The sequence below is a fragment of the Kitasatospora sp. NPDC057940 genome (assembly GCF_042887425.1).
Lineage (GTDB): Bacteria > Actinomycetota > Actinomycetes > Streptomycetales > Streptomycetaceae > Kitasatospora.
This window is the reverse complement of sequence record NZ_JBHVPH010000010.1, coordinates 176,842-187,919: the sequence shown is the minus strand read 5'-3', so window position 1 is coordinate 187,919 and position 11,078 is coordinate 176,842. Positions and strand designations below refer to the sequence as shown.

The following is an 11,078-nucleotide window of genomic DNA, read 5'->3' as shown; positions in this document are numbered from 1 at the left end:
GGCCGCGGTATCGGCAAGAATCGCTCCCGATACCGCAGGCCCGCTCAGCTCCGGGAGGTTGGCCCGAGGGCCCCATCGGGCCTGTGAGAGCATCGAGGCCCATGGAGATGACAACGGCTCTGTGGTCCTTCGCCCTCGTCGTGGGGCTGCTCACGCTGACGCCCGGGCTCGATACCGCGCTGGTGCTGCGCACGTCCGCGCTCGGGCGGCGGCGCCAGGCGTGGGGGGTGGTGCTGGGGATCCAGACCGGGACGTTGGTCTGGGGGACGCTGACCTCGGCCGGGGTGACGGCGCTGCTGACCGCCTCGCAGGTGGCGTACGAGGTGCTGCGCTGGGGCGGGGCCGCGTACCTGGTGTGGATGGGTGTCGGCATGCTGCGCAGCCGGGGCGGGGAGGCGGAGACCGAGGAGGAGCCGGCCGAGGGCGGCTTCGGGTACGGCTGGCGGCGCGGCACGCTGACCAATCTGCTGAACCCCAAGGTCGGGGTGTTCTACGTGGCCGTGCTGCCGCAGTTCATCCCCGCCGGTGCCCCGCACTTCGCCGCCGGGGTGGCGCTCACCTGCGTCCACGTGGTGGAGGGCGTGCTGTGGTCGACCGTCCTGGTCGGCTTCGCCCGGGCGCTGCGCGGCTGGCTGCGCCGCCCGGCCGCCCGGAGGCTGATGGACCGGGTGACCGGCGCGGTGGTGGTGGGCTTCGGCGTGAAGCTGGCGCTGAGCGACTGACCGCCGGCCTCAGGCGGCGTGCGTCCGTCGCGTGCGTCGTGCCTGTCGCGCCGCCCGGGGCTCCTCGGGGGTGGCCGGTGCCTCGTGGTGGATCGGGCCGTCCCCGGCGTTGAGCGGCAGGCAGCTGCCGCCGCGCCGGTGGGCGATGATCTCGGCGGCGACGGACACCGCCGTCTCCTCGGGGGTGCGGGCGCCGAGGTCGAGGCCGATGGGGGAGCGCAGCCGGCCGATCTCGGCCTCGGTGAGGCCGACCTCGCGCAGCCGCGCCTCGCGGTCGCGGTGGGTGCGGCGCGAGCCCATCGCGCCGACGTAGCCGACCGGCAGCCGCAGGGCGCGTTCCAGCAGCGGGATGTCGAACTTGGCGTCGTGGGTGAGCACGCAGAGCACGGTGCGCCCGTCGATCCGGTCGAGCTGGGAGTCGAGGTAGCGGTGCGGCCAGTCGACGACGACCTCGTCGGCCTCGGGGAAGCGCCGCTTCGTGGCGAAGACGGGCCGGGCGTCGCAGACGGTGACGTGGTAGCCGAGGAAGCGGCCGATCCGGACGACGGCGGCGGCGAAGTCGATGGCGCCGAAGACGAGCATCCGCGGCGCGGGCACGTAGGACTCGACGAAGCAGGTGACGGTGCCCTGGTCGCGGTCGTCGCAGGGGCGTCCGTCGAGGCCGAGCACGATCCGGCCGGTGCGTCCGGCGTCGAGCATGGCCCGGGCCTCGGTGACGACCGCCCGTTCGAGCGCGGTCAGGAGGTGTCGCGCGGGGCGCGTCGCCGGAGGGGCGGCGGCGGGCGACGGCTGGGCCGTCGAGGGGGCAGGGGGGAGGACGGGGGAGAGGGCGCCGTGGTGGGTGTCGGCGGTGACGGCGACGGTGGCGCCGACGAGCCCGCCGGGCCCGGCGATCACCCGGGCGAGCGCGACCGGGGTGCCGGAGGCGATGTAGGCGATGCCGGCGTCGAGCCCGTCGTCGGCCCCGGGCCGGATCGGCTGGACGAACACGTCGAGGACGCCGCCGCAGGTCAGGCCGACGGCGAAGGCATCCTCGTCGCTGTAGCCGAACCGTTCCAGCACGGGTTCGCCGGACTCGATGGCGGCCTGGCACAGCTCGTAGACCGCGCCCTCGACGCAGCCCCCGGAGACGCTGCCGATCGCCTCGCCGGCCGCGTCGACGGCCAGGGCCGCCCCCGGGTCGCGGGGCGCGCTGCCGGAGACGCCGACGACGGTGGCCACGGCGAAGGCGCGCCCGGCCGCGTGCCAGGCCTGCAACTGCTCGGCGATGTCCTGCATGTCGGAGAGCTCCTTACACAAGCGAGGGTAGACGGGAGGTGCCGCCGTACGGGAAACGATTCCCGCACGGCGGCGGTGCGGCCAGGTCCTCTCCGGCCGGAGGGGCTAGTGCACGCCCAGCCAGGACTTGATCGGGGTGAGCGCGAAGTAGACCACGAAGACCCCGGTGAGGATCCACATCAGCGGACCGGGCTCGCGCCACTTGCCGGTGCCCGCCTTGATGACCGTGTACGAGATGACGCCCGCGGCGACACCGGCGGTGATGCTGTAGGTGAACGGCATCAGGGTGCAGGTGAGGAAGGCCGGGATGGCGACCTCGCGGTCGGACCAGTCGATGTGCCGGGCCTGGCTCATCATCATCGAGCCGATCACGACGAGGGCGGCGGAGGCCACCTCGGTCGGGACGATCGCGGCGAGCGGCGAGAAGAACAGCATCAGCGCGAACACGCCGCCGGTGACGGTCGAGGCGAGGCCGGTGCGGGCGCCGTCGCCGACGCCGGTGGCGGACTCGACGAACACGGTCTGGCCGGAGGCGCCGGACAGGCCGCCGACGGCGCCGCCGGCCCCGTCGATGAACAGGGCCTTGGAGAGGCCGGGCATCCGGCCCTGCTTGTCGGCCAGCCCGGCCTCGGTGCCGACGCCGATGATGGTGGCCATCGCGTCGAAGAAGCCGGCCAGCACCAGGGTGAAGACGGCGACCGAGGCGCTGATGGCGCCCAGGCCGTGGCTGCCGAAGGCGCCGAAGAGGTCGACGTGGCCGAAGAGGCCGAAGTCGGGCGCGGAGACCGGGCTGCCCGGCCACACCGGGGCGGAGCTGACCCAGGTCTTCGCGGGGAGGTCGGCGACCGCGTTGATGACGAAAGCCACCACGGTGCCGCCGGCGATGCCGATCAGGATCGCGCCGCGGACGTTGCGGGCCAGCAGGACGAAGATCGTCAGCACGGTGAGGCAGAAGACCAGGACGGGCCAGCCGGCCAGCTCGCCGAAGGGGCCGAGCGCGAGCGGTGTGGGGCCGCCGGTGTGCACGAAGCCTGCCTTGACCAGGCCGATCAGCGAGACGAAGAGGCCGATGCCGATGGTGATGGCGTGCTTGAGCGGCAGCGGGATGCCGTTCATGATCTTCTCGCGGAGCCCGGACACGACCAGCAGGACGATCAGCAGGCCGTAGATCACGCACAGGCCCATGGCCTGGGGCCAGGTGGTGTGCGGCACCACCAGCGCGGATATCACGCCGGAGACCGAGAGCCCGGCGGCGACCGCCAGGGGGACGTTGCCGACCACGCCCATCAGGATCGTGGTGACGGCGGCGGCGAGCGCGGTCGCGGTGGTGAGCTGTGCGTGGTCCAGCTTGAGGCCGTTGACGTCGGCGCCGCTCAGGATGATCGGGTTGAGCAGCACGATGTAGGCCATCGCCATGAAGGTGGTGAGGCCGCCGCGGATCTCGTTTCCGAAGGTCGATCCCCGGGCCGTGATCTTGAAGTACGCGTCCAGTGCGTTCTTCGGAGCGGGGGCGGGGGCCGAGGTGAGGGCGGGGGCCGGCGAGGCGGTGTCGTCCTCGGCGGGTCTTTCTTCCGTGGGGCCGGGTTCCGTGGGGCTGTGTTCCGTGGGGATCTGGGTCATGTCCACTCCCAAGTGTCAAAGGGGGTTGGGGTGGGCGAGCCGACCTGACTGCCAGTCAACGAGGTTGGCGCAGGGGGACTGCTCGACTCACTGGGCGCACTGTGGCGGTGCCCGCGGTGCGTGGGTGGTGCGCACCGCTGCAGAACCCCGGCGTGGGAGAGGCAGCGGGATGGTGCGCTCGCGTGCCGGTGGGTGGTGCACGCGAGTGGGGGTGGCGCGGTGGAGCGGCCCCGGGGCGGCGGGGAAGACGGTCGCCGCCCCGGGGAGGTTCTCCTGCTCCCGGGGGCCTGAAGCCCGGGGGAGCTCGTGGGCTCCGGGGGCGTCAGGCCCCGGGGGCCTCCGTGGTCAGGTGCTCGGGCCGGACCGGGATCCGGTTGAGCGCCAGGCCGGTGGCGTTGCGGATGGCGGCCACGATCGACGGCGTCGCCGAGACGGTCGGGGCCTCGCCGACGCCGCGCAGCCCGTACGGGGCGTGCGGGTCGGGCAGTTCGAGGATCTCCACCGGGATCGGCGGGGTGTCGAGGATGGTGGGGATCAGGTAGTCGGTGAAGGAGGCGTTGCGCACCTTCCCGTCCCGCACGATGATCTCCTCCATCACGGCGAGGCCGAGCGCCTGGGTGCAGCCGCCCTGGATCTGGCCGACGACGGAGAGCGGGTTGAGCGCCTTGCCGACGTCCTGGACGGCGGTGAGCTCGACGACCTTGACCAGGCCCAGTTCGACGTCCACGTCGACCACCGCGCGGTTGGCGCAGAAGGTGTACTGGACGTGGCCGAAGCCCTGCCCGGTCTCCTTGTCGAAGGGGACGGTCGGCCGGTGGTGGTGTTCGCGGGTGAGGTCGATGGCCTCGTCGCCGAGCAGGTCGACCATGGGAACCAGCACGCCGGCGCTCTCCGAGACGACCTTCCCGGCGATCAGCGTGATGTCGCCGTGGGTCCAGCCGTAGCGGCGGCGGCCCTTCTCGATCAGCGCCCGCCTGACCGCCTCGGCGGCCAGCTTCACGGCGCCGCCGGTCATGTACGTCTGGCGCGAGGCGGAGGTCGAACCGGCCGAGCCGACCTCGGTGTTGGCCGGGTGGATGGTGACCAGTTCGACGCCCAGCTCGGTGCGGGCGATCTGGGCGTGCACGGTGACGCCGCCCTGGCCGACCTCCGCCATCGCGGTGTGGACCATGGCGACGGGCTCGCCGCCGATCACCTCCAGGCGCACCCGGGCGGTGGAGTAGTCGTCGAAGCCCTCGGAGAAGCCGACGTTCTTGATGCCGACCGAGTAGCCGACGCCGCGCACGATGCCCTCGCCGTGCGAGGTGTTGGACAGCGCCCCGGGGAGCTGGCGCACGTCCGGGTGCTCGGTGTCCAGCGGCGGCGGCAGCGGCATCTCCTTGGCGCGCCGCAGCAGTTCGGCGACCGGGGCGGGCGAGTCGATCTGCTGGCCGGTGGGCATGAAGTCGCCCTCCGACATGGCGTTGAGCTGCCTCAACTCGACCGGGTCCATGCCGAGTTCGACGGCCAGCTTGTCCATCTGCGACTCGTAGCCGAACGCGGCCTGGACGGCGCCGAAGCCGCGCATGGCGCCGCAGGAGGGGTTGTTGCTGTAGAGCGCGATGGCGTGCATCCGCACGTTGGGGATCACGTACGGGCCGTGCCCGAGCGAGGCCGCGTTGCCGACCACGGCGGGCGAGGCGGAGGCGTACGCGCCGCCGTCGAGCACGATCCGGCAGTCGGCGAAGACCAGTTTGCCGTCGCGGGTGGCGCCGTGCTCGTAGTGCATCCTGGCGGGGTGGCGGTGCACGTGGCCGAAGAAGGACTCGTCGCGGGCGTAGACGATCTTGACCGGTTTGCCGGTGTGCTGGGCCAGCAGGCAGGCGTGGATCTGCATCGACAGGTCCTCGCGGCCGCCGAAGGCGCCGCCGACGCCGGCCAGGGTGAGCCGGACCTTCTCCTCGGGCAGGTCGAGCACCGGGGCCATCTGCTGGCGGTCGACGTGCAGCCACTGGGTGGCGATGTAGAGGTCGATGCCGCCGTCCTCGGCGGGCACCGCGAGGCCGGACTCGGGGCCGAGGAAGGCCTGGTCCTGCATGCCGACCTCGTAGTCGCCGCTGACGATGACGTCCGCGAGCGCGCGGACCTCGTCGGTGACGCCGAGGCCGGAGACCAGCCGCTGCTCGTGGCAGATGTTGCCGTACCCGTGCGACTTGTACTCGTGCGGCTCGTGCACGTAGCCGTGGGTGGCGGGGTCGAGGCACTGCTCCTCGGTGACGATCGGGGTGAGCACCTCGTACTCGACCTTGATCCTCTTCACCGCGCGGCGGGCGGTCTCCGGGTGGTCGGCCGCGACCAGGGCGATCGCCTCGCCGTGGTAGCGGACCTTGTCGATGGCCAGGGCCGGCTGGTCCTGGATCTCCAGCCCGTAGTACTTCGCGCCGGGGATGTCCTGGTGGGTGAGGACGGCGTAGACGCCGGGCACCTTGAGCGCCTCGGAGATGTCCACCGACAGGATGGTGGCGCGCGGGTGCGGCGAGCGCAGCGCCATGCCCCAGAGCATGTCCTCGTGCCACATGTCGGAGGAGTACGCGAACTCGCCCTTGACCTTGAGGTGGCCGTCCGGGCGCAGCGGCGAGCCGCCGATGCCGTCCTTGCTGGCCTGCCGGATGTCCTGGAGGTTCTTCTGGCCCTGGATGGTGCGGGTGGTCATTGCGAAACGGCCTTTCCGGCGCACGTGCGGGCGGACGCCAGCCGCACCGCGTCCATGATCTTCTCGTAGCCGGTGCAGCGGCAGAGGTTGCCCGACAGCGCCTCGCGGATGTCGTTGTCGCTCGGCTGGGCGTCCCGCTCCAGCAGCGCGTCGGTCTGCACCAGCAGGCCGGGGGTGCAGAAGCCGCACTGGACGGCGCCGGCATCGACGAACGCCTGCTGGACGAGGCCCAGTTCGCCGTTCTCCCCGGTCAGGCCCTCGACCGTGCGCACCTCGCGGTCCTGCACCTGGCCGGCCGCGACCAGACAGCTGCAGACCGGCACGCCGTCCAGGTAGACCGTGCAGGATCCGCACTCGCCCTGCTCGCAGGCGTTCTTCGAGCCCGGCAGGCCGACCCGCTCGCGCAGCACGTACAGGAGGCTCTCGCCCTCCCAGACGTCGTCCGCCTCGACCGGCTTGCCGTTGGCGGTGAAAGTCACCCTCATGCCGCGCTCCTGATCTGCTTGCTGTAGTCGTTCCAGGTCCAGGTGAGGGTGCGGCGGGCCATCACGGCCAGCGCGTGCCGACGGTAGTCGGCGGTGCCCCGGACGTCGTCGATCGGCGAGGCGGCGGCCTTGACCAGCTCGCCGAAGCGCCGGACCACCTCGGCGCCCAGCAGGTCGCCGGACTCCCAGAGGCCGCGCTCGGCGAGCACGCCCGCCAGGTACTCCTCGGCCTCGACGGCGCGGCGCGGCGTGGGGGCGGCCGAGCCGATGCCGGTGCCGACGGTGCCGTTCTTCGGGTGGAGGGCGAAGCCGAAGGCGCAGACCGCGATCACCATGGCGTTGCGGGTGCCGATCTTCGAGAACTGCTGCGGGCCGTCCGCCACCGGGATGTGCACGGCCCGGATCAGCTCGTCGGCCTCCAGGCTGTTGCGCTTCACGCCGACGTAGAAGTCGTCGATCGGGATCAGCCGGGTGCCGCGCACGGAGGCGGCCTCGACCTGGACGTCCCGGCCGGCCGCCAGCAGCGCCGGGTGGGAGTCGCCGGCCGGGGAGGCCGCGCCGAGGTTGCCGCCGACGCCGCCGCGGTTGCGGATCTGCGGGGAGCCGACGGTGTGGGCCGCCAGCGCCAGCCCGGGCAGCGGCCCGGACAGTTCGTCGATGATCCGGGAGTAGGGGACGGAGGCGCCGAGCCTGACGACGCCGTCGTCGTTCGACCACTGGGTGAGCTCGGTGATGCGGTTCAGATCGAGAATCGCGGATGGCCGGTGCACGTCGAAGTTCAGCTCGACCATGACGTCCGTACCGCCCGCGATGGGCAGCGCGGTCGGGTACTCGGCCTTCGCCGCGAGTGCCTCGTCCCAGGTAGCGGGCCGAAGGAACTCCATGCGGGTGTCTCCTCAAGTCGTCGCCTGCCGGGCGGGTGGGCACACTGCCCGGAACTCGGTGTTCGGACCTCTCAACCAACCGCTTCGTCGCCTCCGCGTCGGGCCCCGGTCACCGGGCTGCGTCCGGCGGCGTGTCGCCCAGTGAACCGCTGGGACGGGGCCCACAGGCAGTCACCGATGGCATGAAGCCCCGGCTGTGCTCCCGCCCGGCATCCTGTACGTTCCTCTAAGGAGAGGAATGCGCAGCCCAGGTGTTCACCAGGTGCTACCTACGACCGTAATCCGGCCGTGATTCGCAAGCGACGGGCCCGTGATCCGGTCGCCCGCCCGGACGTGACGACAAGTACGGATGTTCGGGCACACTGTGACCCCCGACCGAACGCTCGGGCCTCCCCCGTTCGGCCCACCCCTCAGCCCCATCCCACCCTCAGCCCCCGTTAGGAGTCCGCGGATGCGTGTCCGTGACCTGCTCGCCCCCGGCGCCCCGCGACTGCGCCTGCTCGCGGCCGAGGACGAGCTGGACCGGCAGGTCAGCGGCGTCATGACCACGGACCTGCACGACCCCGGCCGCTACCTGCACGGCGGCGAGCTGGTGCTCACCGGCATGCTGTGGCGCACCGCCCCGGCCGACTCCGAGCGGTTCGTGCGGACCATCGTGGCCGGCGGCGCGGTCGCCCTGGCGGCCGGCGAGGCCGAGGTCGGCCCGGTGCCCGAGGACCTGGTGGAGGCCTGCCGGCGGCACCGGATGCCGCTGCTGGCCGTCCCCGACGACATCGCCTTCGGCACCGTCACCGAGTTCATCGGCCGCCAGGTCTCCGCCGACCGCGCCGCCGACCTCGCCGCCCTCGTCGACCGGCACCGCCTGCTGGTCTCGGCGGCGGGCGGCGGCGGCCTGGACGCGGTGCTGGACCTGCTCGGCGGCGACCTCGACCTCGACTGCTGGGTCCTCACCCCCACCGGCGCGGTGATCGCCGGCCCCGCCGACCGCCTCCCGGCCGAGGACCGCGACCAGCTGGTCCGCGCCCACCTCGGCGCCCAGCGCCAGCGCCGCCGCCCCCCGCACCGGGCCCGCCTGGCCGGCGGCTCCTACTCGCTGCTGCCCGCCCCGGCCTCGGCCGACCACCAGGCGCCGCTGGCCGACTGGGTGCTCGCGGTGGCCGGCGACGTCACCGAGTGGACCACCAAGCGCCAGCAGCTCGCCGAGAACCTGGCCCGGCTGGTCGCCGCCGAGCGCCACCGCCGCGACGAGGGCCGCCGGCTGCGCCGCCGCCTCGCCGACGAGGTGCTGGCCCTGCTCCAGCGCGACGCCGACCCGGCCGAGATCAGCCGGACCCTGTACGCCTCCTCGGCGATGGCCGCCCGCTACGAGAGCGTCGATCCCAAACCCCAGGCCCAGGACGGGTCCTGGCTGGTGCTCAGCGCCGAGGGCACCGGCCTGCCCGAGGGCGTGGTGCGCGCCGTCCTGGAGGAGGCGCTGGGCGGCACCACCGACCGCGCGCTGGTCGCCGGGGCCGGCTCCGGCGCCGTCGTGGTGCTGCCCGCCCTGGACGGCCCGGTGCCCGCCGAGACCCTGCGCGACTTGCTCGCCCCGCTGGAGGCGGGCCTCGGCTCCGAGGGCCGGATCACCCTCGGCGTCTCCGCCCCCGCCTCCGAGGCCGGCGGCCTGCGCGGCGCCCTGGAGGAGGCCCGGCACGCCCGCCGGATCGCCGCCGCCCGGGTCGGCCGGGTCTGCGTGGCGGGCCCCGAGGAGCTGGCCTCGCACGTGCTGCTGCTGGCGGCCGTCCCGGACGAGGTCCGCCGCGCCTTCCGCAGCCGGCTGCTGGACAAGGTGATCGCGTACGACATCGAGCACCAGGCGGACCTGGTCCGCACCCTGGAGGCGTTCCTGCGCTCGGACGGCTCCTGGACGCGCTGCGCCGCGCAGCTGCACGTCCACGTCAACACCCTGCGCTACCGGATCGGCCGGATCGAGGAGCTGACCGGCCGTGACCTCTCCCGGCTGGAGGACCGGGTGGACTTCTACCTGGCGCTCGAACTGGCCTGACGGCCGGTCCCGAGAGCCGTGCCCCATGCAGGAGGGCCCGCCGCGAGCACTCGCGGCGGGCCCACCTGCATGATCGTTACTGCTTGGGACTACTGCGGCGGGATGACCGAGGTCATCCACTCGAAGATGCTCGGCACCATGGTCTTCCACAGCTCGGTGGTGTGCGGGCCGTTGCTCTCCTGGACCTGGACCTTGGTCGGCTCCTTGGCCGCCGCCGCGATCGCCTGGCCGTCCTCCAGGCCGTCGCCCTTCTTGCCGCTGATGTAGAGGCTGACCTTCGGCGGCTGCTGGGCGCTCTTGAGGATGTTGACCGGGTTGTTCGCCTCGCGCAGCTTCGGGTCCTTGCCGACCAGGGAGTCGCTCTCGGAGGCCGGGTCGTTGTAGCCGGACATCGAGATCGCGGCCCGGTACCGGTTGGGGTGCGCCAGGGACAGCTTGGCCGCGCAGTGGGCGCCGGCCGAGTAGCCGGCGATGCCCCAGCGGTCCGGGGACGGGTCGGCGCGGAAGTTGTCCATGATCATCTGCGGGACGTCCCGGGTGAGCCAGGCGTCGGCGTTGATCTTGCCGGGGATGTCGGTGCAGCCGGCGTCCTGGTGGTTGCCGAGGAGCAGGGTGCGCGGCGAGACCAGGATGAACGGGGAGACCTTGCCCTGCTGCATCAGCGGCTTGAGCTGCTCGGAGACCTTGAGGGTGCCGTACCAGGTGGAGGAGGAGCCCGGGTAGCCCGGGATCAGCTCGACCACCGGGAACTTCTTGTCCTTGAACGCCGGGTCGTTGTACTGCGGCGGCAGCCAGACCAGCACCTCGCCGTCGACCCCGGACACCTGGCCCTTGAGCTCGGTCTTCTGGACGTCGCCGGGCACCGCCGGGTCGCCCACGCCGGCGAACTTCTGGAGCGCCTTCGGCGGCTGCTTGGCCGCGTCGCCGCCGCCCTGGCCGGCGCCGTCCTTGCCCGCGGCGCCCTGGTCGGCGGGCGCCACCTGCGGCACGGCCCGGACGTGGTCACCGGTGCCGAGCAGGTCGTCCCAGTTGCCGTAGATCAGGTTGGCGTTGTTGACCATCACGAAGACCATCAGCACGGCCGTGATCTGGCAGAACATGATCATGACGAGCCTGGACAGGATCCGCACCGGGTTCGGTCCGCGGACCTTGCCCCAGTACAGGAGCGCCACCGCGATGGACACCGGCACCAGGATGACGGTGAGGATGAAGAATGGCGTACCTGTCAGTTGCATCAAGTTCTCGTATCCGGGTTGCTGGCCGCCCGAGCCCCACTCGCCCGAACGCACTCCAATGGCATTGGACGGCGCGGAACCGATGATCGGTTGCCATCCGAATCTGTGCGGAACCTGA

The 11,078-nt window shown here is 72.5% G+C and carries 8 protein-coding genes; 2 read left to right on the top strand and 6 right to left on the bottom strand.

Translation table 11 applies throughout. The features are described from left to right. Positions 1-101: 101 nt before the first annotated feature. A complete protein-coding gene (locus tag ACFVTF_RS18385; protein ID WP_387814608.1) occupies positions 102-722 on the top strand; it encodes a LysE family translocator in 621 nt (206 codons plus the stop codon). Positions 723-731: 9 nt separating this feature from the next. On the opposite strand, the gene ACFVTF_RS18380 is transcribed toward ACFVTF_RS18385, so the two are convergent. From ACFVTF_RS18380 to ACFVTF_RS18360, 5 genes are all read right to left on the bottom strand, one after another. Then, positions 732-2,000 carry an XdhC family protein gene (locus ACFVTF_RS18380; protein WP_387814606.1) on the bottom strand — a complete coding sequence of 423 codons (1,269 nt, stop codon included), beginning with the start codon at positions 1,998-2,000 and terminating at the stop codon, positions 732-734. A 105-nt stretch (positions 2,001-2,105) separates the two neighbouring features. Continuing rightward, the gene (locus ACFVTF_RS18375; protein ID WP_387814604.1) at positions 2,106-3,620 is read right to left on the bottom strand and encodes an NCS2 family permease; all 1,515 of its coding nucleotides are present in this window, start codon (positions 3,618-3,620) and stop codon (positions 2,106-2,108) included. Positions 3,621-3,942: 322 nt separating this feature from the next. Continuing rightward, a complete protein-coding gene (gene pucD / locus ACFVTF_RS18370) occupies positions 3,943-6,312 on the bottom strand; it encodes a xanthine dehydrogenase subunit D (RefSeq protein ID WP_387814602.1) in 2,370 nt (789 codons plus the stop codon). Continuing rightward, positions 6,309-6,797 carry a (2Fe-2S)-binding protein gene (locus ACFVTF_RS18365; protein WP_371520762.1) on the bottom strand — a complete coding sequence of 163 codons (489 nt, stop codon included), beginning with the start codon at positions 6,795-6,797 and terminating at the stop codon, positions 6,309-6,311. The genes pucD and ACFVTF_RS18365 overlap by 4 nt, the downstream gene beginning before the upstream one ends. After that, on the bottom strand, positions 6,794-7,681 hold the full coding sequence (locus ACFVTF_RS18360) for an FAD binding domain-containing protein (protein ID WP_387814600.1): 888 nt from the start codon (positions 7,679-7,681) through the stop codon (positions 6,794-6,796). The genes ACFVTF_RS18365 and ACFVTF_RS18360 overlap by 4 nt, the downstream gene beginning before the upstream one ends. Before the next feature lie 451 nt (positions 7,682-8,132). On the opposite strand from ACFVTF_RS18360, the gene ACFVTF_RS18355 reads away from it, so the two are divergent. Beyond that, positions 8,133-9,725, top strand: a complete 1,593-nt coding sequence (locus ACFVTF_RS18355; protein ID WP_387814598.1) for a PucR family transcriptional regulator — start codon at positions 8,133-8,135, stop codon at positions 9,723-9,725. 89 nt (positions 9,726-9,814) lie between these two features. Here the strand turns inward: ACFVTF_RS18355 and ACFVTF_RS18350 are convergent, their stop codons facing one another. After that, a complete protein-coding gene (locus ACFVTF_RS18350) occupies positions 9,815-10,960 on the bottom strand; it encodes an alpha/beta hydrolase (RefSeq protein ID WP_371520772.1) in 1,146 nt (381 codons plus the stop codon). Between the last annotated feature and the right edge of the window lie 118 nt (positions 10,961-11,078).